Below are 21,029 nucleotides of genomic sequence, written 5' to 3' on the forward strand. Positions count from 1 at the left end.
CCCGGACATCCCCCGGGTGCGGGTCATGCATGCCCGTCCCGGTCACCCCGGCAGGCGTCCCTCCCGGACATCCCCCGGGTGCGGGTCATGCATGCCCGTCCCGGTCACCCCCGGCTGGTTGTCACTGCCGACCAACTTGCTTGCCCGCCGGTTGTCAATCTTGCGCGGTGGTGGTGAATCGGTTCGCCCGAAACTCACTAGATCTCGGGCGCAAGGGGTGAATCCGTCGCGGGCGGGCGGGTTTTCGTCCGCTGGATCGGATCCGGTGACCGCCCCTCAGCCTTCCGCCCCTGGGCACCGCCGCCCCGTCCATGCCGCCGGGACAGGAACCGGACGGGCGGCACCCTGCAGCGGCACGAACCGAGCTACAGCGAGCCGGTCAGCATGTCGCCGCTCCACGGACACGATCGATGACGCACCGTCCACGCTCCCGCCGACGGAAGCAGTGGAGGAGATCCGGCGGGAGGCAGGGGTGCGACGGGCCCGGAGCCGGGATCAGTACCGGCGGGTGGCCAGAGTCAGATGGGTGCCGGCCGGGATCCGGACGGAGATCAGGCGAGGGTCGTCGGCCAGCGACCGCTCGACCCGGCGGACGATCGCCTGATGTTCCGGGTCGGGGTAGAGGGCCGGGCTCATGTCGTCGACGAGCAGGACGGCACCGGGAGCCAGCGCGTTCAGGGTCAGTTCGAGTCCGGTCCACTTGCCCGCCACCGCGTCCGCGAAGATCAGGTCGAACCGCCCGAGGGTCGGCAGAACCTCCCCCGCGTCGCCCTCGACGAACGTCACGAACGACGGCCACGACGCCTCGCTGACCGCCTTCACCAGGTCCGCATCCAGCTCGACAGTGGTCACCGTGACGTCGTCGCGGTCGGTGAGACCGCTCACCAGCCAGGCCGTACCGACTCCGGATCCGGTGCCGAGCTCCAGGATCCTGCCGTTCCGCGGCACGGCGGCGGCCAGCACCGCCAGCATCGGCCCGGCCGGATCCTCGCACGACGCCGTGAATCCCAGCCTCTCGGCCCGCCGCGAAGCCTCAGCCACCAGCACAGGAACGCTCATCGTCCACTCCCGGATCCACCATCGACGATGGTTCTGCAGCCCGATGCTGCCGTCCACCCCGACCTCCGGTCAACCGATTTCAGCGTTGAAAAGGCGGGCCGCTCGGCCGGGATGGGACTCCGGGGATGACGGTCCGCCGGACCGGTCCGCCGCCCCGGGAGGATTCGGCTTCCGCCGGAACGCGAGGCGCTGCGGTGCCACCACCACCGCGGACCAGCTGTTCACGATTGACAGATGGCCCGGCGCCAGGTCGCACCGCCGCTCGCCATGAGCTGCCGAGATCGCGCCACCCTCGCCATCAACCGCCAGGACCGCGCGACCACTCGCCATGAACCGCCATGAACCGCCGAGACCGCGCCACCGCTCGCCACGAACCGCCAGGACCGTCGCAGGGAGGCGCCGCGGGTGCGCGGGGCCGAAGCTCTCCTGCGGTCTGCTCCGGAGGCTCCGTCAGGGGACCCCGGCGGCGGTGAGGAGGGCGGTCATCGCGGGTCGGGGCAGCTGGGGGTTCGCGGCGGCGGGAGTGGCCGTCGCCGGGTCGTCGAGGAGTTCGAGGATGCGGCGTTCGGGGAGGCGTGGATCGTCGGCCACGGCGGCACGGACCGCCGGATCGGGATCGTGGCTGAGCTGGTCGATCAGCGGCGCGGGGGCGGCGTCGTCGTAGCGGGCGAGGGCGCGGGCACGGGGTTCCGGCGACGATGCGAGGCGCGCGAGACCCGTACACGGAAAGGTCGGGTGTCGCAGCAGATCGTCGTCGTCGCTCTCCAGGTGGGTGCGCAGCAGCAGGTCGGGGGGCGCCGCCGGCTGGTGCTCGCAGAGCAGCAGCCGCACCGTGGGGTCGGTGTCGGCCGCGAGCGCCGCGATCAGATCAGCCGGGAGTTCCGGGTGGCAGGCGGCGCTGCGCCGTAGTCCGATGTGGGCTGAACGCGCGCATCGGCGCAGTTCGTCCGGCCCGGCCGCGAGGACCCACGCGGGGACGGGCAGTTCCGGCCCGATCTCGACGGGGATCGCGGCGCGCTGTTCCTCGGTCAGCCCGGGTCGCATCGACACGGCGAGCCGGACCTGCGGCTCCGGGTCGGTGGCCAGGACGCCGACCCATGCGGCCGGTAGTTCCGGGTCGGCGGCGGCCTGGGCGCGGTTCCACGGGGAGGTGCTTTCGGCGAAGGATACGGCCTGGTCACGGCCCATGGTGGCGGGCTGGGCCGGGGTGTGGCGGAGGAGTGCCCGGGCGGCGTCGGCGATGCGGGGGTGCGGGTCGCGGGCGAGTGCCACGATCACGTCGCGGGGTGTGCCGGGCAGGTAGGTGAGCATGTCGCGGACGACCGGCTCGGGATGGTCGGCGAGGCGGCGGTACGCCCACGTGGGCAGCGGGTCGGCCCACCGGTCGGCGGGTCCTTCGATGACGGCGTGCAGCACCGCGATGCTCAGGTCGCCGACGAGCCGGGCCCGCTGCGCCCCGGTGGCGCCGGAGCTCCGGGCCAGGGCCTCCCGCAGCTGCGGGTCGGGATGCGCGGCGAGCGCGTCGAACGCCGCGTCGGTGAACCCCCGACGGCCGGGCGCGGCGGGGAAGGTGGTGAGGTCCTCGATGTCCAGCCGATCGTCGGCGGCCAGCCGGAGCAGCGCCTCGACGGGGAGCGCGGGGTTGCGGGCCAGACCGTGCAGTCGCGCACGGGTCAGGTCGGGGATCGGCACGAGGAACGACCTTACGAAACGGCCCGCGTTCAAGCCAGCAGGTATGCGCCCGCGCCGACGGGGACCCGGGCCGGCGGCGTGTCGCCACCGGCCCGGGTCCCCGGGAATCGCGTGCTAGACGGGGCAGGAGCTGCGGTAGTCGGAGATCGACGTGCTGCTCGGGCCGGGGCAGATGAACTGGCTGTACCGGGTGTCGTTGTCGACCCACCGCTTCAGCCAGGCGACCGCCTGCACCGCGGTCGGGGTATTGGTGCTCTGCGGGAAGAAGTGGCTGGCGTTGTTCAGTTCCAGGTACGACTTCTCCGCCGACGCCGGGATGCTGTTGTAGAACGGGATCGAGTGGCTGGACACCGACGCGATGCTGTCACTCTCGCCGCCGATGATCAGGGTCGGCACCCGCAGCTCCGACCAGGACTTGTCCAGGTTCCACGGGGCGAGCGGGATCGCGGCCTGCAGTGACGGCCGGTCGCTGGCGGCTTCGAGGCTGCCGCCGCCGCCCATCGAGTGGCCGCCGACGGCGAGCCGGCTGGCGTCCACCCGGTTGCGCACCGAGCTGCGCTGGGTGAGGTAGTCGAGCGCGGCCAGCAGCTGGTCGCCGCGGGAGGCGGGCTGGTCGGAGGTGGTGTTGGTCTCGATGCCGATGACCACGAAGCCGTGCGAGGCCAGGCGCGGGCCGAGCCAGGAGATGCTGGACCAGTACGCGGTGAAGCCGGGCGAGATGGCGATCGCCCCGAACGTGCCGTCCGCGGTCGTGGTCGGGTAGTAGATCTCGCCGCCGCCGAAGCCGGTCGCGGCCAGGTTGGAGACCGAGGTCTGGCTGACCGCGTACGGTCCGCGGGAGGCCTGGAGGGCGGAGAGCGTCGGCGCGGGGCCCCGCTCGTACGGGTTCTCGGCGGCCTCGGCGCTGTGGGCGACGGCGACACCACCGGCGACCATGGTCAGAGTCGTTACCGCCGTGAGCAGCATGCGGCGGGCCTTACCGGGGACAGATGTCCGGTGCACGTCGATTCTCCTAATCTTTGGGGGAATCGGATCGACGAGCGCCAGTTTCGACAGGGTTCCGGGGCCTACGCATCGGCGAAATCACCGGCGCTCTGTCATGAGGACGCAACATCTTGGAAATTTCATCCACCGAAATGCTCTTCCGCCGGGACGCCGGGCAGGGAACACTCGCCGCATGATTGATGCACCGGCAGTGCAGAAACTTGAGCTCGCCGGGCGGGCGGCCGCCCTCACCGAGATCGGCCGCCTGACCTCGGCGGCGGCGACCGGCCGCGGCGGTCTCCTGATCATCTCGGCCGGCCCCGGGGAGGGCCGCACCGCCCTGCTCCAGGCGGTCGCGGACTCGTTCCGGGACGCGGCGCCGAGCAGACGACGGGCACGGGGCTGGACGGTCCTCACCGCCGCGGGGCACGCCGACGAGCGCGATCACCCGTACACCGGACTGACCAGCCTGCTCATCGACATCAGTGACCGGATCACCGACCTGGCCCCGGCGCCGCGCGCGGCGGTCGCCGGGCTCCTCGCGGGTGAGCTGCCCGGCGATGCCCTCACGGCCGGTCTCGCCACGATCTCCCTGCTGCGCACGGCCGCCCGCACCGCCCCCGTCCTCTGCCTGATCGACGACGCCCACCTGCTCGACCCGGACTCCTGGCGCGCGATCGCCTTCGCCGCGCGCCGCATCGGGCGGGAACGGATCGCCGTCGTGGGCACCGTCCCGGCCGGCAGCGAACCGGGCGGCCAGCCGGTGCACCGCCTGGCGCCGCTCTCCCCCGCCGCCGCCCGGCAGATCCTCGCCACGCACGCCCCGGACCTGGCCGAGGACGTGGCCGGCACGCTCACCGAGATCGCCGCCGGGCACCCGGCCGCGCTGATCGACCTGGCCGGCGCCCTCTCCCCGGAACAGCGCCGCGGTTACGCGCCGTTGCCGGAGACGCTGCCCGCGGACAGCCCGCTGCGCCGCCGCCTCGCCGCCGAACTCGACGCGCTCCCGCCCCGCACCCGGCGCCTGCTGCTGCTCGCGGCCGCCGCCCCGGAGGCCTCCCCGGACACCCTGCTCGCCGCCGCCGGCGTCACGGAACCGTCCCGGCCGGCGGTCCGTGCCCGATCCACCAGCCCGGGACAGTCCCCGGAACCGGCCGGGGCCGCCCGGCTGGAGGACTTCACCGCGGCGGAGGACGCGGGGCTGGTCACCGTCACGGCGGCGGGGGTGCGGTTCCGGGGACCGCTGATGCGGGCGGTGGCGTACGCGGAGATGCCCGTCGCCGCACGCCGGACCGCCCACGCCGCGCTCGCCGAGGTCTTCGCGGCGCGGGGCGCCGGCCTGCCCGCACTGCTGCACCGGGCCGCCGCCGCCACCGGACCGGACGCCGCCCTGGCCCGGGAGCTGTCCCGGGCCGCACGGACCGCGGATCCGCTGGTCGCCGCGGAGGCGCGACGGTACGCGGCCGCCCTCTGCCCGACCCCCGCCGAACAGGCCGCCCTGCTCCTGGACGCCGCCCGCGACTCCTGGCTGGCGGGCCGCCCGCACGAGGCCGGCCGGCTGATCCGCCGGATCCCGGCGGCCGCCGGCAGCGCCCGGGTCCGGGCCCGCGGCCTGACCGCCGAGATGAGCCTGCCGGAGGGCCGTCCCGGCGCCCGGGACGTGCTGCTGGACGTCGCCGCCGAACTCGCCGAATCCGACCCCGGCACCGCCCTGGAAGCACTCGCGCTCGCCGGCGAGTCGGCGTGCCGGTCCGAGGAGCAGGTCCGCTACGCCGCGCTCGCCCGCCGGGTCGCCGCCGGCGAACGCGGCGACGAGCCGCCCGCGGTGAGCCTCGCGTTCCACCATGTCGCCGGTCTGGCCTGCATCGCCGACGGAGACGAGCCTTCGTCCTTCGTACGTCTCCGCCAGGCCGTCGCCCTCGCCGACCGGGTCGCCGAACCGCGGCCCCTGCTGCGTGCCGCCACCGCGGGCATCCTGGTCGGTGACGCTCGCCGCGCCGCCGCGCTGGCCGGCCGGGCCGCCGTGCTCGCCCGGGAGCAGGGTGCGTCGGTGCTGGTCCCGCAGGCCCTGGAGATGGCCGCCCTGGCCGGGATGGCCGCCGGTGACTACCCGGCGGCGAACGAGGCCGCGATGGACGGCGCGGCGGTCGCCCGGTCCACCGGCCAGCCGGTCCTGGCCGGCACCCACCTGGCGGTCCTGGCCGTGCTCGCCGCCCTGGTCGGCGACCGGGAGACCACCCTGAACCGGATCGCGATGGTCGGCGACGGCCCGTCCCGCCCGCTGTGCGAGTGGGCCCTCGCGCTGCTCGACCTGGTCGACGGCCGCTGCCCGGCCGCCGCGGAGCGCCTGATCGCCGTGGTCGCCGGGCCACCCGGACCGGGTACGGCGCTGCTGCGCGTCGCGGTCGTCCCGCATCTGCTGGAGGCCGCCGCGCAGACCTCGGCCCGGGCCGCGGTCCAGCCGGTGGCCGGCGCGTTCGATCAGTGGGCCGGCCGCACCGGGCAGCCGAACTGGCTGGCGCTGCGGGACCGCTGCCGGGCGCTGCGGGCCGACGACGGGGATGACGCGTTCCGGTATTTCGAGGCGGCGCTCGGGCACGACGGCGAGGCCGGTTTCCCGCGGGCGCACACCGAGCTGCTCTACGGCAGGCTGCTACGCCGTCGGCGCCGGCACGTGGAGGCGCGCGCCCACCTGCGGCGGGCCGCCGAGACGTTCCGGGCGCTCGACGCGGAGCCGTGGGCGGCCCAGAGCGTCCAGGAGCTGCGCGCCGCCGGGGAACGCGTGGAGGCCGCCGCGCCGGCCGGCCCGGAACTGACCGCCCAGCAGGAGCGGATCGCGTCCCTGGTCGCCGGGGGCGCCACCAACCGGGAGGTCGCCCAGGAGCTGCACCTGAGCCCGCGAACCGTCGACCACCATCTGCGCAACGTGTTCGCCCGCCTGGGCGTCCGCTCCCGCACCGAGATGGCCCGCCTGCTCGCCACCGGCTCCGGGCTGGCGGCCCACTGACCCGGGCAGGTCTCAGCTCACGGGCGGGTCTCAGTTTGCGGGCAGGGGCTCAGCTCGCGGGCAGGTCGAGGTCGGACCAGCGCTCGGCGAGCCGGCGGCGGCAGGCGACCAGGTGCCCGGCCAGGATGCCGGGGTGGCCGCCGCGCACGCACACGTCGGCGCCCGCGGTCAGGACGCCGGAGACCAGCTCGGCCGGGGCCCAGTCGTCGATCAGGGCGATGACCCGGGTGTCGTGCGGCAGCGCCGCCCGGGCCAGCCGCACGTCGGGCACGGTCGCGCCGCTCAGCACCACCAGGTCGCCCGGCTGGACCGCGTCGAGGTCGGGAACCGACCGCATGTGCCAGCCGGACGGCAGGTGCTGCGGCAGGCCGGCGACCCGGCTGAGCCGGCCGAGGACGGCGACCACGGGCTGGGCGGCGGGAGCCGTCCCCTCGGTGGCCGCATCGTGGTCGAGCTGCACAAGCATGGTGGTCTTCCCCTCGCTGGGTCCCTCGTGTGATCTCCACGATTCGCCCCGTGCCTGTGCGCCACCATGTGCTGATCCTGTGCGTTGGATGTCAACCCCGGGCCGGGTTCATCCAGGCGCGTTCCAGGTGGTCAGCACCGGGTCGTCGCCGTGCTCGAAGCCGAGCACCGACAGGGTCGCGGTGTCGAGCTTGAGCAGCCCGCCGGCCGCCGGCGGCAGACCGATCCAGCGGGCTCCGGCGACCCGCAGGCAGTGCCCGTGCGCGACCAGGGCCACGTCGCCGCCGGTCAGCAGCTCCCGGGCACGTGCCAGGACCCGGTCCAGGCGGGCGCCGGCCTGCTCCGGGGACTCGCCGTTCGGGCAGCCGTCGGTCCACAGCGACCAGCCGGGCCGCGTCCGGCGGATCTCCCGGGTGGTCACGCCCTCGTAGTCGCCGTAGTGCCATTCGGCCAGGTCGTCGACCACCTCGGTGACGCTGAGCCCGGCCAGCTCGGCGGTGTGCAGCGCCCGCCGCCGCGGGCTGGACAGCACGGCCGCGAACTGCCGGCCCGCGATCCGTTTCCCCACCACACCGGCCTGCCGTTCGCCTTCTTCGGTCAACGGCAGATCGGTGTACGAGGTGTGCCTCCCGTTGGCACTCCACTCCGTCTGCCCGTGCCGGATCAACACGATCTCCGCCATGAACCCTCCTCGTTCCCCGGCCTTCCTACCCGATGCGCGGGGCGCCGAGACGTCGCGGCCCGGTACTGCTGAGACCGCTGTCCGCTTCCGGTCCGCGGCGCTTCTCTCACACCACGCTCCGGTACGGGCCACGCAGCGTCCCGTGCCTCGCGGCGGCAACGGCAGGCGTTCCCTCCCGACCGTCCCCCGGTTCCGGCTCATGCATGCCCGTCCCGGTCACCCCCGGCTGGTCGTCACTGTCGTCTCGAGCGCCTTGAGACAGCAGCCACCACCAGCCGGACCGAACCGCGACCGACCGGGAGCCGCACCACACGGGGTCTAGTCGGGGAGGGCGAGCGGGTGGCGCTGCTCGTCCCGGGCGGCCAGCTGTTCCAGGGCACGGAGGTACTGCGGGCGGCTGATCTCACCGGCGATCAACTGGGTGACCAGGACGCCTTCGAGACTGAGCGGCGCCCTCGGCTCGGCGTGACCGGACATGCCGGACCGCGACCGGGTGGACCTGCCCTGTTCCGCCGGCTGTTTCCAGGACGGCCAGAACGCGAGCGCCGCGGCGACCACAAGACCGAGTGTCGCCACCAGCAGGACCATCATGAGCGTCACCTCCTGTGTGACATCTTCGCCACTGAGCGCGATGATCGGCAGCCGATGCCTGAAAAATCCGTTTCGGCGTGCCGCCGGTGGCGCTCCTCCCCGGATTCTCGACGGCCGCCCCGCCGGCCGGACAGGCCCGTACCGGATGACCCGTACCCGCCCAGGGGGCCGAACGTCCCGAAACGGACGGGACCTCAGCAGGTCACATACGGGATCTGCGGCACGGGCGCCGAGCCGGCCGCCGGCGGAGAGTCATAGGTGACGACAGAGTCTCAAGGAGGACCAGATGGCCACCATCGGTCGCACACACATCACCACCCTGGAACAGGTCGAGGCGCCCGGCTCGATGCTCACCCACACCGCGTCCCGGGTGCTGGCGGTGCTGCGGATCGTCACCGGGTCGGTCTTTCTCTGGGCCTTTCTGGACAAGGCGTTCGGCTTCGGCTACGCGACCCCCGGCGAGCGGGCCTGGGTCGATGGCGGCTCCCCTACCCGCGGGTTCCTCTCCGGTGTCGAGGTCGGCCCGTTCCAGGACGTCTTCCACGGCATCGCCGGCGCGGCCTGGGCCGACTGGCTGTTCATGCTGGGCCTGCTCGGCATCGGCGTCGCGCTGATCCTCGGCATCGGCCTGCGGGTCGCCGCGGCCGCCGCCGGCCTGATGATGGCCTTCATGTGGATCGCCGAGTGGCCGCTCGCCCAGCACACCAGCAGCGGCGAGGCGACCCGGTCGAGCAACCCGCTGATCGACTACCACGTCGTCTACGGGATCACCGCCGCGGTGCTGGCCCTCACCTACGCCGGGCACACCTGGGGCCTCGGCCGCCGGTGGGCGAAGCTGGGATTCGTCCAGAAGAACCGCTGGCTCATCTGACCACGTCGACAGTCACGCCCGGCCGGGCCCGACCCGGCCGGGCTTCACCGTGTGCGCGGATGGCACCATGACGGTCGAACCGCGGTCGATCGATGTGCGTACCCCGGGATATCCGCAAGGCCGACCGCGGACGGAGCCGGAGATGATCGAGACCGAGATCGACGAGGACGACCCGCAGCTGTGGGAGCCCCGGCGCACCCCCGGATGGGCTGTCCCGTTCACCGCCGTGACCGGCCTGGCGGCCGTGGCGGCCCTGATCCTGTCGGCCCGTTCGGCCGCCGGTGGCTCCGGGGGGTGGTCGGCTCTGGCGCTGCTGTTCGCGGTGCTCTCCGGGCACGCCGCCGGCTACGGCGTCTATCTGGGCTGGTGTCCCGGGCGGCGCGGGCCGCGGATGCCGGAGACGACCGCCACCGGTACCGCCTTCAGCTACTCCCGGTGGGGCTACTACTGGTATGTGAGCCTCGTCGGCCTGGCCGTCACCGGCCTCACCGTGTTCGCGCTGCTGTCGTTCGGCAACGGGGTGGCCGGCCTGCTCTTCGCCGTCTGCACGCTGCTGGTCTGCCTGGCCGGCGCCGCGGTCGCCGGGCTGATGCTCTGTCTGGCGCCGGGCCGTCTCACCCTCACCCCGGACGGCCTGCATCACCGGAGCCTCAGCTTCACCCAGTACTCCCCCTGGTCGTCGGTGTTCGCCGTGGAACCCGTCGAGATCGGTCACGAACGGGCCGTCGTCGTCGAGGTCGAGGCCTCCGAAGCCGACCGGATCAGGCACTATCTGCCGAGACCGCTGCGTCCCGAGCACCCGCTGCTGCCGTCCATCGTGGTCACCGACACGTGGCTGGCCACCGACCCGCTGCTGGTCTACGAGACGCTCTGGCATTACCACGCCAACCCGGACGACCGCGCCGAGCTCGGCACCCCCGCCGCCCTCGAGCGCATCCTCCATCGCCGCTGGACCGCTCCGGCCGACGGCTGATGAGCGGCGACGTGGACGCGACCCCGCCGGTGTACCTGGAGGCGCCGCGCCCCTGGGTCCACGGCCGGCGGCCGTACCTCCGTCTGGCCGCCGCCCTGGTCCTGGCCGCGTTCGCGCTGCTCGTCCTGGTGGCGCTGCCCCGCCTGATCCTCGACGGCGACGCTGTCGCGACAGCCGTCGCCGTTCTCACCGCCTCGCTCAGCGGCCACCTGGCCGGGTTGTTCGCGTTCGCCGGCTGGCGCCCGCGGCGCCGGCACGTCGCACCGGTGGCCGGGACCGGTCTGACGTTTCGGTACTCTCGGTGGGCGTACTACTGGCCGATCGGGGTCAAGGCCACCCTGCTCGCCGCGTTCGTCCTGCTGTGCGTCCTGACCCGCGACCCGGTGGGCGTGGGGCTGCTGGCCGTGGTTGCGAGCCCGGTCCTGATCCGCAGCGCGCTGTTCCATCTGCGGATGCTGCGGCACGGCTTCGGGTCGCTGACGCTCAGCCCGGCCGGCATCCACCATCACGGGGCCGGCTTCCAGCACTTCGTGCCGTGGCGGGCGGTCATCGAGGTGCGGCCGGGCCGGATCGCGGGCCATCCGGCGCTGGTGATCCACAACATCCCCACCGACGCGACCCGGGTGCGCCGCCAGCGGTTCCGCCGTCTCGGCACCCTGGAGGAGGCCCTGCTGCCGTCGATGACCGTGCGCGGATCGCTGCCGGCCGCCGACCCGGAGCAGGTCTACCTGGCGGTGCGCCACTACTTCGTCAATCCCGGTCACCGCACCGAGCTGTCGTCCCCGGCCGCCGTGACCCGCGTCCGGCAGGGACGGTTCCTGATCCGCTGAACCGATCGGGCCGGCCGGCGCCGTCACGACTGGTGGGTCGGCGGTGACGAGCACCCGGCGTCCGGGCGCCCGTCAGAGGCCGAGGTTGTCGGCGAGCCAGCTGCGGGCCCCGGAGCCCGGCGGTTTGGACTTGACCACGACGCTGCTCAGCCAGGCGTGCACCCGGACCCGGATGATCGGGGTGCCGGGCAGCCGCGGGACCGCCGCGAGCCGCAGCTCCTCGGAGCTGAGGGCGCTGGTGCCGGTCAGCTCGACCTCGACACCCTCGGGGACGACCACCTTGATCTCGCCGAGGACGCAGGTCCCGGTGATCTCGATGACGTCCTCGCCGGTGACGACATCACGCAGGTCCAGTGTCGTCGCCCCGAGCAGGGTGAACGTGCTGAGCCGCCCGGACGGCAGCCGCCACCGGCCGCGGCGTCTGCGCTCGCTGAGGACGGTGACGACCCGGTCGACGGTGCGCGCGGACCCGACGACCGGCGCCGGGGCGAGGCCCTCGGAGGCGCGGGCGAGCTCCACGTCGGTGCTCGCGGCCCAGGCGGCCCCGACGCGGACGCTGAACTCCTCCAGGGTGATCCGCCCGTCACCGCACGCCTGTTGCAGCAGCTCGGCCACCCGCTCCCGGTCATCGTCGGAGATCGGTGCCGGCACAGGAAGTCCCACGGCCGCCGACGCTACCGCCCGGCCGCAACCGTGTCACGCACGCACCCATGGATGTCGATCACGATGAGCGTCGAACCGCGGCCGACCGGCGCGCGTACACCCCGTCATGACCGGGCCCGGCCGCGCACGCGAGCCACCCCGCAAACGTCTAGGGAGATGGCGATGTCCACGTCGGGGCCGGCGACCACGGTGACGGTCTCCTTGTGGTTCCTGGGTCTGCTCGGGATCGTGTCGGCGGGTCTCGCGATCGGCGCGGCGGTGGACGGCGATCCGGCCGCGGCGCTGGGGTTCGGGGCGGCCGCCGTCTTCTTCGGCCATCTGGTCGGCTTCGGCGTCCACCTGTGGTGGCGGCGGTACCGCTGGGAGCCGTCGGCGGCGGACGGCGGCGTGACGTTCCACTACTCCGGCTGGGCGTACTACTGGGTCGTCAGCGTCGCCGGCCTGATGATCCTCGCGCTACTGACCGTCGGCGCGGCTTTCCTGCTGGCGGGCGATCCACCGGCGAGCGTCCTGGTGCCGCTGGTCACCGCCGGCCTGGCCGCACTGTTCGGGCTGGCCGTGCTGCGCCAGGTCTACGGCGGCCGCGGCTGGCTGCGGCTGACACCTGCCGGGCTGGAGCATCACGGCCCGGGTTACCTGCACCGCCTGTCCTGGGACGCGGTCGCCGAGGTCAGCACCACCACGGTCGAGAACGGTTCGCCGCTGATCGTCCTGCGGCCGACCGCTGCGGCCCCGGTGGAGATCACGTACGCGCTGCCCCGGCCGATCGGCCGCCACCACGTGCGGCTGCTGCCGTCGATGACGGTCCGCGGCATGTGGCTGGCCGACGACCCCTCGATCGTCTACCGGACGCTGCGCCATTACCACACCCATCCGACCCACCGCCCGGAGCTCACCGCCGGAACCGCGCTGGACCGCATCCGGGAGCGCCGGCTCTGACGGAAGGGAACGGCGGCTCCGGCAGAAGGAAGCGGCGGCCCTGACGGATGGGAACGGCGGCCCTGACAACGTTGCACCCCGACCGCAACCGTTCCGGCAACCGTGCCGCAACCGGCCCCGCAAAAGATCGACGGCGAGAGCGATCAAGATCAGATTGAGGGGGTACGGACGATGGCCGCGAGAATCGGAGCCGCAGTCGCCGTGATAGCCGGATTCGTCAGCCTGGCCGGCGGGATCGCCGCTCCCCTGTACGCAGCGTTCGGGCCGAGCTGACACACTTGACCGATCATGACGCTGACCGATCGCCTGCCGGGCTCCGCCGAACCTGACGCCGTCTTCGACGCCTTTCAATCCTGGGTGTCGGAACAGGGCCTGACCCTGTACCCGCATCAGGAGGAGGCGCTGATCGAGATCGCGACCGGCGCGAACGTCATCCTCAACACCCCCACCGGCTCGGGCAAGAGCCTGGTCGCGACCGGCGCGCACTTCGCCGCCCTGGCGGGCAACCGCACCACCTTCTACACCGCCCCGATCAAGGCGCTGGTCAGTGAGAAGTTCTTCGCCCTGTGCGCGGTCTTCGGCGCGCACAACGTGGGCATGCTGACCGGTGACGCGAACGTGAACGCGGACGCCCCGATCATCTGCTGCACCGCCGAGATCCTGGCGAACCTGGCGTTGCGCGAGGGCGCGGACGCCGATGTCGGCCAGGTGGTGATGGACGAGTTCCACTTCTACGCCGAGCCGGACCGCGGCTGGGCGTGGCAGGTGCCGCTGATCGAGCTGCCGCAGGCGCAGTTCATCCTGATGTCGGCGACGCTCGGCGACACGACCCGGTTCGTGGACGATCTGTCGAAACGGACCGGCCGGGACACCGCCGTGGTGGCGAACGCGGAGCGCCCCGTCCCGCTGACCTTCGAGTACGCGATGACCCCGCTGCACGAGACCATCGAGGAGCTGCTGTCCACCAAGCAGTCGCCGGTCTACATCGTGCACTTCACCCAGGCCGCGGCCCTGGAACGGGCGCAGTCGCTGATGAGCATCAACATGTGCACCCGGGCGGAGAAGGACGCGATCGCCGCCGCGATCGGCAACTTCCGGTTCACCGCCGGTTTCGGGCGCACCCTGTCCCGGCTGGTGCGGCACGGCATCGGCGTGCACCACGCGGGCATGCTGCCGAAATACCGCCGGCTGGTGGAGACCCTCGCCCAGGCCGGTCTGCTGAAGGTGATCTGCGGCACCGACACTCTCGGCGTCGGCATCAACGTCCCGATCCGCACGGTGCTGTTCACCGGCCTGTCGAAGTACGACGGGGTGAAGACCCGCCTGCTCAAGGCCCGCGAGTTCCACCAGATCGCGGGCCGGGCCGGCCGGGCCGGTTACGACACCATCGGCACGGTGATCGTGCAGGCCCCCGAGCACGTCATCGACAACGAGCGGGCCCTCGCCAAGGCCGGCGACGATCCGAAGAAACGCCGCAAGGTGGTCCGGAAGAAGCCGCCGGAGGGGCAGATCGGCTGGGGCAAGCCGACCTACGAGCGCCTGGTCGAGGCCGAGCCGGAGCCGCTGACCTCGTCGTTCCAGGTCAGCCACGCGATGCTGCTGAACGTGATGAACCGGGGCGGCGACCCGTTCCAGGCGATGAAGCACCTGCTGACCGAGAACCACGAGGAACGCCACGCCCAGCGCCGGCACATCCGCCGGGCCATCGCGATCGCCCGCGCCCTGATCGCCGGGGGCGTGATCGAACGTACCGAGGAAGGGGTCTATCGCCTCGTCGAGGACCTCCAGCTGGACTTCGCGCTGAACCAGGCGCTGTCGCCGTTCGCCCTGGCCTGCCTGGAACTGCTCGACCGGGAGTCCCCGGAGTACCCGCTCGACGTCGTCTCGGTGATCGAGTCGACCCTGGAGGACCCCCGCCAGATCGTCTCCGAGCAGCGCAAGAAGGCGCGTGGCGAGGCGATCAACGCGATGAAGGCCGAGGGCATCGAGTACGAGGAGCGCATGCAGCTCCTGGAGGACGTGACCTGGCCGCAGCCGCTGAAGGAGCTGCTCGAGGCGGCCTATGAGACGTACCGCCGCGGTCACCCGTGGGTCGCCGACTACGAGCTGAAGCCCAAGTCGGTGGTCCGTGACATGTACGAGCGGGCGATGACGTTCACCGAGTACGTCTCGTTCTACGGCCTGTCCCGTTCCGAGGGCCTGGTGCTGCGCTACCTCGCCGACGCGTACCGGGCGCTGCGGCAGACCGTTCCCGAGGACGCCCGGACCGAGGAGCTCACCGACCTGATCGAATGGCTCGGCGAGCTGGTCCGGCAGGTCGACTCCAGCCTCCTCGACGAGTGGGCGCGCCTGCAGAACCCGACCGGCGAGGAGGTCGAGGTCCGCATCGACGACAAGCCGCCCGCGGTCACCCGCAACGTCCGCGCCTTCCGGGTGCTGGTCCGCAACGCCATGTTCCGGCGGGTGGAGCTGGCCGCGCTGCGCCGCTGGGACCTGCTCGGCGAGATGGACGCCGAGTCCGGCTGGACCGCCGAACGCTGGCAGAAGGCCATCACCGAGTACTTCGAGGAGTACGGCGAGCTGGGCACCGGCCCGTCCGCGCGCGGCCCGGCGTTCCTGCACCTCGACCAGGGCGCCGCGGTGTGGACGGTCCGGCAGGTCTTCGAGGACCCGGACGGCGACCACGACTGGGGTATCGAGGCGACGATCGACCTGGCCTCCTCCGACGAGATCGGCACCGCCGCGATCACCGTGACGGCCGTCGGCCCGCATTGAGACCCGAGACCCGGCCGCGGTGAGTGCCGTCTCGGGCGGCCGATCGCCTGCTGGACCGCACTGAGTAGGGTCGCTCGTCATGGACGCGTCGACTGTTCTCGCGGTGCTCGCCGACCTGGCCCCGGCCGGTGGCGGGGACCGCGGTCTCGACGTGACCCGCGGCGGGCAGCCGCTGATCTGGCTCGACGACGCGGAGAAGGCGCCGCGCCGGGCCGAGACCGACCGGCTGGCCGCCCTCGACGCGCTGCACCGCGAGGAACGGATCCTGCACCGCGGCTGGGGGTTCCTGGCCGGTCAGACCGAGGACGCCCGGAAGGTGCGGGCCCCGCTGCTGAGCCAGCCGGTCCGCTTGGAACGCGCCCTCACCGGCTACCGGATCGTCCCGGCCGGTGATGTGGAGATCACCCCGCTGATCGAGGACCGCGACCTGGCCGCCGCATTCGAGGGCGCACCCGGCCTGGCCGCCCCCGGATGGCTGACCTCGCTCGGCAGCCGCGCCTGGCTCACCTCGGTCGCCGAAGCCACCGGGATGACCGTCGACGCGGTCACCGGGTCCGGCTCCCGGCTGCCGAAGGACCGGATCGTCCTGGTCGCCCGGGCCGGCCTGTTCGTGGTCCGCGACGTCTTCGGCGGCGGCCTGCGGGACAGCCTGCTCAACTGGGCCGGCCGGGACCTGTCCGGCACCGCGCTGGCCGCCGTGTACCACCCCGGCGACGCGACCGTGCCGCCCGACGACGGTGAGGTGCTGTCACCGCTGCCGCTGAGCGCCGCACAGGCCCGGGTGGTGGCGAAAGCCCGGACCGCGCCGGTCACGGTGGTGTCCGGGCCGCCCGGCAACGGCAAGAGCCACACCGTGGTCGCGGCCGCTCTCGACGTCGTCGACCGCGGCGGCTCGGTGCTGATCGCGACCCAGTCCCCGCACGCCGCCGAAGTGCTCGCCGACCTCCTCGCCCGTCATCCCGGCCCGCAGCCGATCCGCTTCGGCGACGGCCTGGCCGCCGATCTCGCGGCGGGCGCGGAGGAGGGCGTGGGCGCACGGCAGCTGCGCGCCGACCGGGAGGCGGTCGATCACACCCTTGCGGTGGTACGGGCGGCGCGCGCCCGCCTGCGGGAGCAGCTGCGCACGCTGACGGCGGCGGAACGGCTCCCCGAACTGCAACCCCTGCTGACCGCCCTCGCCGCCGACGTGCCGGGCGCCTTCTCCGCCGGCATCGACCCGGACGCCCTCATCCCCCTGCTCGGCCCCACCTCCGCCGAGCTCGGCGACCGATTGCGCCCGAACCTCGCATCCCTGTCGCGTGCCGAGTCCGGCCACCGTCGGGGCCCGCACCTCGCACACCCCCTGCGTGCCGAGTCCGGCCACCGTCCGGGGCCGCGGTCCGCACCCGGGCCGCAGCCCGCACCCGGCCCGCGGTCCGCACCCGGGCCGCAGTCCGCACCCGGGCCGCAGTCCGCACCCGGCGGCGGGGAGCAGGACGCCGACGGCGGGATGTGGGGATGGTGGGCGCGGTGGCGGGCCGGGGCCGCACGGAAGCGGGCCCTGCGGGAACTGGGAGTGCGTTCCGGCGTACCCCTGGCACGGGTTCGGGAAGCTCTTGAGGCGGCGGCCGCGCAGCGCGCCGCGGCACGTCTCGCGGTGACCGGCGGCGGTGATCTGGCGCCGCTGTGGGCCGAACTGCACGACGCCGAAGCCACGCTGCGGCAGGCGGTGGGAACTGCGATGCGCAACGCCGCCCGCAGCCGGAAACGCTGGGACGGTGACGCCCGGCGGGCCGCGTCCGCCCTGGCCACCGCCCTGCGCGCGGGCCGCAACCGGCGCCGGGAACTGCTCGCCCGCCTCGACGCGCCTCCGCTGGTGCGGGCGCTGCCGCTGTGGATCGGCACGGTCGCCGACGTGGAGGACCTGCTGCCGGCCGCGCCCGCGATGTTCGACCTGGTGGTGCTCGACGAGGCGTCGCACGTCGACCAGATCCGGGCGGCGCCGGTGCTGGCCCGGGCGCGGCGGGCGCTGATCGTCGGGGATCCGCGGCAGCTGCGGTTCGTGTCGTTCGTCAGTGACGCCGGGGTGAGCGGGGTGCTGGCCCGGCACGGCGCCGACGGCCGCCTGGACGTGCGCCGGGTCAGCGCGTTCGACCTGGCCAACTCGGCGGCGCCGGCGACCTGGTTGACCGAGCACTACCGCAGTGTGCCGCATCTGATCGGGTTCTCGGCGCGGCGGTTCTACGACGGGCGGATCGCGGTGACCACCCGAACCCCGGCCGCCGACGCCGAGGACGCGATCGACGTGGTGCCGGTCGAGGGTGCCGAGGTCCGGGACGGTGTCAACGCCGCCGAGGTGACCGTCGCCGTGGAGACCGTGGAGAGAATCGCCGCTGCCGGGTTCCGCGGCATCGGGGTGATCACACCGTTCCGGGCACAGGCCGAAGCCCTCGAAAAAGCGCTGGTCACGGCGTTCCCGGTGGAACGGATCGAGGAACTGGGCCTGCGCGTCGGCACGGTGCACGCCTTCCAGGGCAGCGAGGCGGACGCGGTCGTGGTGTCGCTGGGCCTGACCGACGCGGACACCGCCGGCCGCCGCCGCTTCGTCACCGACCCGCAGCTGTTCAACGTGATGATCACTCGTGCTCGGCGGCGGATGGTCGTGCTGTCCTCGCTGACCTCGGCCACCGGCCTGCTGAACGACTACCTCACCTACGCCGCCGCACCCGCTCTCCCCGCCGTTCCCTCCGCCGCGGCCGAGCCCACCCGCGCGATCTCCCCGGGCCCGGACCCCGCCGGCGCCATCGCTCCGGGCAGCGCGAACCCCGCCGGCAGCGCCGGCCCTCTCTCCGGTATCGACACGGACGGGTGGGTGGCCCGAGTCGTCACCGAGCTGGACCGTCTCGGCGTCGAGGTCCGTCCCGGCTACACCGTCGGCCCCTGGCGGCTCGACCTGTGCGCCGGCCCGGCCTCGTCAGCGGTCGGTGTGCTGTGCCGGGTGCATCCCGACGGCCCGGACGCGCACCTGGCCCGCCAGGCCCTCCTGCACCGGGCGGGCTGGACCTTGATCGACGCGTTCCCGAGCCGCTGGAACGGCGATCCCCGCCGCGCCGCCCTGGAGATCGCCGCCCTGTTCCCGCCGTGAGTCTCGCCGGGGCTTGACTCTCACCCCGGGCGAAGGTCGAGGCTTCGGCGGTGCCGCCGGAGAGGGTTCGCGCGACAGAAAGGCTTCAGATGATCATCGATGGGGTGGATTTCCCGGGTGGGCAGCATTGTGAGACCACGGCGGCCGGGGCGTTGCTGCGGCACGGCGGCCTCGATCTGTCCGAGGCGATGCTGTTCGGCCTGGGCGAGGGGCTCGGCTTCATCTACTGGGACGCCAAGAGCATGGACGTGCCGTTCCTGGGCGGCCGCAGCAAGCCCGGCATGATCGTCCGCACCCTCGCCGACCGGCTCGGCCTCGCCCTCGAGGTCCGCGAGACCGGGTCCCCCGCCAAGGCCTGGCGCGATGTCGTCACGGAGATCGACGCCGGCCGCCCGGTCGGTCTGCAGCTGGACTCCTACCACCTGGAATATTTCTCGTCGAAGGTGCATTTCGGCGGTCACGTCGTGGCGATGCGCGGCTACGACGACACCGACGCCTACCTGGTGGACACCGCGCAGCAGGGCGGCCTCGTCCGCACCTCGCTGGCGAGCTTGGCGCAGGCCCGTGCCGCGAGAGGCCCCATGACCGCCCGGCACCTCTCGTTCACTCTCACGGTCCCCTCCGGCCGTCCGGCCCTCGGCGACGTGATCCGGGCCGCGGTGCGCGGCAACGCACAGACGTTCCTCGGCCCTCCGATCGCCAACCTGGGCCACCGGGGCATCGCCGCGGCCGCCAAGCGGATCGTGACCTGGCCGGACCGGGCCGCGGACCCGGCACGGGACCTGCCGGTCGCCGCGATGCTGATGGAGCGTGGCGGCACGGGCGGCGCCCTGTTCCGCAACCTGTACCGGGATTTTCTCGCCCAGTGCCTGACCATCGTCGACGACCCGCACCTCCGCGACGCCCACGAGATGTACGCCGCGATCGCCCCGCTGTGGACCGACGTCGCCACCCTGATCGAATCCACCGGCCGAAGCGGCCGCCGGGAGCCTCTCCTGCGGGCGTCAGCGCTGCTTTCCGAGCTCGCCACCCGGGAGCACGAGGCGATGCGGACCCTGGCCACGTTCGCCACCGGGTGAGCACACGGACCGGAGCACCGCAGGCGGAAACCTGGGCGCGACATCCCGGGTCTCCGCGGCATCGGCTTCGACCGGTGACCCGATGTCCCCGTGCGACTGGCACCGGCTGTGGGTGTCGCGCTGCCATGGTCGTCGCCCGGGCGCGCCCCCTGGGGGCGCGGGCGGAGCCTCCATGGCGGTCCGGGGCGGGCCATGGCGGTCCGGGGCGGGCCATGGCGGTCCGGGGCGGGCCATGGCGGTCGCGGGGCGGGCCATGGCGGTCGCGGGGCGGGCCATGGCGGTCGCGGGCGGTCAGGGACGGTTCGAGCCGGCGCCGGTGGGTTTCCTGAGCCACGCAGCAGGACTCATTCGTCGGAACGGACGTAAGCGCGCACGGCGCTCTCCGCCTTACCGGGACCACCGTCTTCGCCCGGAGCATCGTCGCTGCGGAGCTCGCCGGCGTATCGCGGCTCGCCGTAACCGACGTTGGCCGGCGGCTCAGCCCCGACGGGGACGGCCTCGACCGATGGCTCCGCCGATCCCTCCCGGCGCCGGGTGACCAGGTGGGACACCGCAACCGCGACCTGGGCGAGCAACGCGAGCAGGACGGCACCCTCGAGGATGGCCGCTCGCAGCGCCAGACCCTTCTCGACGAACCGGCCCTCGGCGGACAGCGAGCCGGTCCGGTCCCAGCGGGCCGCGGAGGCGGCGGGCGCCGAAGGCGGCGAGCCACCCCGGGTCGTGAGGTCGGCATCCCGGAATTCCACCTCCAGCGAGACCGGGGCGGACGGATCGTCGGCCATGATCTCGAAGGCGAAGGTCCCGCCGCCGGACCAGCCGACGTCCCGGCTGATCTTCACCGGGAAGGTCGTCGACCACTCGTCGTGCCCGGTGCAGGCCAGGTCCGTGGTGTACTCGCCGGATCCGGTCTCGCCGGCTCCCGGCGCCACGGCGGCGGCGGGATCGACACGAAGGCCCAACCGGATTTCCGGCTGGGAGGTGCAGGCGTAGGTCACGCTGATGAGGAAGTTGAAATCCCGGCCGGTCGCCACGTCATCGACAGTCGCCGAGACGCCACGGATGATGGTCTCTTCGCCGCTCGCAGCTCCGTCGCCGACGGTGCTCACATAGATCTTCGCCGCGGTGTGGCCGTCCTCGGCGCCGAGCCGCATCGTCGCGAGGACGCCGGCGAGCAGCCCCGCCGAGAGCACCATGCCGAGGAACTTGCCGTTCCTGGCGAACCGGCCGTTTCCGGTGTGACGCCCATCGCCACTGCGCATGCCCCCGATCGTAGGCGTCCACATCGATATGTCCGC

General features: G+C 73.3%; 16 protein-coding genes. 8 read left to right on the plus strand and 8 right to left on the minus strand.

Annotated elements, in window-relative coordinates; all coding sequences use genetic code 11:
* Positions 1–495: 495 nt before the first annotated feature.
* From Aut01nite_RS02220 to Aut01nite_RS02230, 3 genes are all read right to left on the minus strand, one after another.
* Positions 496–1,059, minus strand: a complete 564-nt coding sequence (locus Aut01nite_RS02220; RefSeq protein WP_043532424.1) for an O-methyltransferase — start codon at positions 1,057–1,059, stop codon at positions 496–498.
* A gap of 450 nt (positions 1,060–1,509) precedes the next feature.
* A complete protein-coding gene (locus tag Aut01nite_RS02225) occupies positions 1,510–2,751 on the minus strand; it encodes a hypothetical protein (protein WP_052164499.1) in 1,242 nt (413 codons plus the stop codon).
* A gap of 114 nt (positions 2,752–2,865) precedes the next feature.
* The gene (locus Aut01nite_RS02230; protein WP_043532289.1) at positions 2,866–3,717 is read right to left on the minus strand and encodes an alpha/beta hydrolase family protein; all 852 of its coding nucleotides are present in this window, start codon (positions 3,715–3,717) and stop codon (positions 2,866–2,868) included.
* A gap of 211 nt (positions 3,718–3,928) precedes the next feature.
* On the opposite strand from Aut01nite_RS02230, the gene Aut01nite_RS02235 reads away from it, so the two are divergent.
* Entirely contained in the window at positions 3,929–6,742 is a 2,814-nt protein-coding gene (locus tag Aut01nite_RS02235; RefSeq protein ID WP_161790750.1) for a helix-turn-helix transcriptional regulator, read from the plus strand.
* A 49-nt stretch (positions 6,743–6,791) separates the two neighbouring features.
* Here Aut01nite_RS02235 and Aut01nite_RS02240 read toward each other — a convergent pair whose 3' ends face one another.
* The 3 genes from Aut01nite_RS02240 to Aut01nite_RS02250 form a co-directional block, all read right to left on the minus strand.
* Complete coding sequence (locus Aut01nite_RS02240; RefSeq protein ID WP_043532287.1) at positions 6,792–7,208, minus strand: hypothetical protein; 417 nt, start codon at positions 7,206–7,208, stop codon at positions 6,792–6,794.
* Positions 7,209–7,316: 108 nt separating this feature from the next.
* On the minus strand, positions 7,317–7,889 hold the full coding sequence (locus tag Aut01nite_RS02245; protein ID WP_043532285.1) for a histidine phosphatase family protein: 573 nt from the start codon (positions 7,887–7,889) through the stop codon (positions 7,317–7,319).
* Between the two features lie 318 nt (positions 7,890–8,207).
* On the minus strand, positions 8,208–8,480 hold the full coding sequence (locus Aut01nite_RS02250) for a hypothetical protein (RefSeq protein ID WP_152629086.1): 273 nt from the start codon (positions 8,478–8,480) through the stop codon (positions 8,208–8,210).
* Between the two features lie 286 nt (positions 8,481–8,766).
* On the opposite strand from Aut01nite_RS02250, the gene Aut01nite_RS02255 reads away from it, so the two are divergent.
* The 3 genes from Aut01nite_RS02255 to Aut01nite_RS02265 all read left to right on the plus strand — a co-directional run bounded on the left by Aut01nite_RS02255 (position 8,767) and on the right by Aut01nite_RS02265 (position 11,154).
* Positions 8,767–9,351, plus strand: a complete 585-nt coding sequence (locus Aut01nite_RS02255) for a DoxX family membrane protein (RefSeq protein ID WP_043532281.1) — start codon at positions 8,767–8,769, stop codon at positions 9,349–9,351.
* A gap of 142 nt (positions 9,352–9,493) precedes the next feature.
* A complete protein-coding gene (locus tag Aut01nite_RS02260; protein WP_152629085.1) occupies positions 9,494–10,324 on the plus strand; it encodes a hypothetical protein in 831 nt (276 codons plus the stop codon).
* On the plus strand, positions 10,324–11,154 hold the full coding sequence (locus Aut01nite_RS02265) for a hypothetical protein (protein WP_043532277.1): 831 nt from the start codon (positions 10,324–10,326) through the stop codon (positions 11,152–11,154). The genes Aut01nite_RS02260 and Aut01nite_RS02265 overlap by 1 nt, the downstream gene beginning before the upstream one ends.
* A gap of 72 nt (positions 11,155–11,226) precedes the next feature.
* Here Aut01nite_RS02265 and Aut01nite_RS02270 read toward each other — a convergent pair whose 3' ends face one another.
* Positions 11,227–11,817 carry a DUF1707 SHOCT-like domain-containing protein gene (locus Aut01nite_RS02270; RefSeq protein WP_236643133.1) on the minus strand — a complete coding sequence of 197 codons (591 nt, stop codon included), beginning with the start codon at positions 11,815–11,817 and terminating at the stop codon, positions 11,227–11,229.
* 162 nt (positions 11,818–11,979) lie between these two features.
* On the opposite strand from Aut01nite_RS02270, the gene Aut01nite_RS02275 reads away from it, so the two are divergent.
* From Aut01nite_RS02275 to Aut01nite_RS02290, 4 genes are all read left to right on the plus strand, one after another.
* Positions 11,980–12,756 (plus strand): hypothetical protein, encoded by a 777-nt coding sequence (locus Aut01nite_RS02275; protein ID WP_152629084.1) that lies wholly within the window; start codon positions 11,980–11,982, stop codon positions 12,754–12,756.
* 288 nt (positions 12,757–13,044) lie between these two features.
* Positions 13,045–15,531, plus strand: coding sequence for a DEAD/DEAH box helicase (locus Aut01nite_RS02280; protein ID WP_043532273.1), 2,487 nt, complete (start codon positions 13,045–13,047; stop codon positions 15,529–15,531).
* A 79-nt stretch (positions 15,532–15,610) separates the two neighbouring features.
* Positions 15,611–18,655 carry an AAA domain-containing protein gene (locus Aut01nite_RS02285; RefSeq protein WP_043532271.1) on the plus strand — a complete coding sequence of 1,015 codons (3,045 nt, stop codon included), beginning with the start codon at positions 15,611–15,613 and terminating at the stop codon, positions 18,653–18,655.
* A gap of 89 nt (positions 18,656–18,744) precedes the next feature.
* Complete coding sequence (locus Aut01nite_RS02290) at positions 18,745–19,734, plus strand: BtrH N-terminal domain-containing protein (protein ID WP_043532269.1); 990 nt, start codon at positions 18,745–18,747, stop codon at positions 19,732–19,734.
* A gap of 344 nt (positions 19,735–20,078) precedes the next feature.
* Here Aut01nite_RS02290 and Aut01nite_RS02295 read toward each other — a convergent pair whose 3' ends face one another.
* The gene (locus Aut01nite_RS02295) at positions 20,079–20,993 is read right to left on the minus strand and encodes a hypothetical protein (RefSeq protein ID WP_043532266.1); all 915 of its coding nucleotides are present in this window, start codon (positions 20,991–20,993) and stop codon (positions 20,079–20,081) included.
* Positions 20,994–21,029 lie beyond the last annotated feature (36 nt).

This window comes from Actinoplanes utahensis (assembly GCF_016862455.1).
GTDB lineage: Bacteria > Actinomycetota > Actinomycetes > Mycobacteriales > Micromonosporaceae > Actinoplanes > Actinoplanes utahensis.

What these genes read in the sequence shown, in the direction of transcription:
- Aut01nite_RS02220 (WP_043532424.1), bottom strand. Translation starts at nt 1,059, where the DNA reads ATGAGCGTTCCTGTGCTGGTGGCTGAGGCTTCGCGGCGGGCCGAGAGG.
- Aut01nite_RS02230 (WP_043532289.1), bottom strand. Translation starts at nt 3,717, where the DNA reads ATGCTGCTCACGGCGGTAACGACTCTGACCATGGTCGCCGGTGGTGTC.
- Aut01nite_RS02235 (WP_161790750.1), top strand. Translation starts at nt 3,929, where the DNA reads ATGATTGATGCACCGGCAGTGCAGAAACTTGAGCTCGCCGGGCGGGCG.
- Aut01nite_RS02240 (WP_043532287.1), bottom strand. Translation starts at nt 7,208, where the DNA reads ATGCTTGTGCAGCTCGACCACGATGCGGCCACCGAGGGGACGGCTCCC.
- Aut01nite_RS02245 (WP_043532285.1), bottom strand. Translation starts at nt 7,889, where the DNA reads ATGGCGGAGATCGTGTTGATCCGGCACGGGCAGACGGAGTGGAGTGCC.
- Aut01nite_RS02250 (WP_152629086.1), bottom strand. Translation starts at nt 8,480, where the DNA reads ATGATGGTCCTGCTGGTGGCGACACTCGGTCTTGTGGTCGCCGCGGCG.
- Aut01nite_RS02255 (WP_043532281.1), top strand. Translation starts at nt 8,767, where the DNA reads ATGGCCACCATCGGTCGCACACACATCACCACCCTGGAACAGGTCGAG.
- Aut01nite_RS02260 (WP_152629085.1), top strand. Translation starts at nt 9,494, where the DNA reads ATGATCGAGACCGAGATCGACGAGGACGACCCGCAGCTGTGGGAGCCC.
- Aut01nite_RS02265 (WP_043532277.1), top strand. Translation starts at nt 10,324, where the DNA reads ATGAGCGGCGACGTGGACGCGACCCCGCCGGTGTACCTGGAGGCGCCG.
- Aut01nite_RS02275 (WP_152629084.1), top strand. Translation starts at nt 11,980, where the DNA reads ATGTCCACGTCGGGGCCGGCGACCACGGTGACGGTCTCCTTGTGGTTC.
- Aut01nite_RS02280 (WP_043532273.1), top strand. Translation starts at nt 13,045, where the DNA reads ATGACGCTGACCGATCGCCTGCCGGGCTCCGCCGAACCTGACGCCGTC.
- Aut01nite_RS02285 (WP_043532271.1), top strand. Translation starts at nt 15,611, where the DNA reads ATGGACGCGTCGACTGTTCTCGCGGTGCTCGCCGACCTGGCCCCGGCC.
- Aut01nite_RS02290 (WP_043532269.1), top strand. Translation starts at nt 18,745, where the DNA reads ATGATCATCGATGGGGTGGATTTCCCGGGTGGGCAGCATTGTGAGACC.
- Aut01nite_RS02295 (WP_043532266.1), bottom strand. Translation starts at nt 20,993, where the DNA reads ATGCGCAGTGGCGATGGGCGTCACACCGGAAACGGCCGGTTCGCCAGG.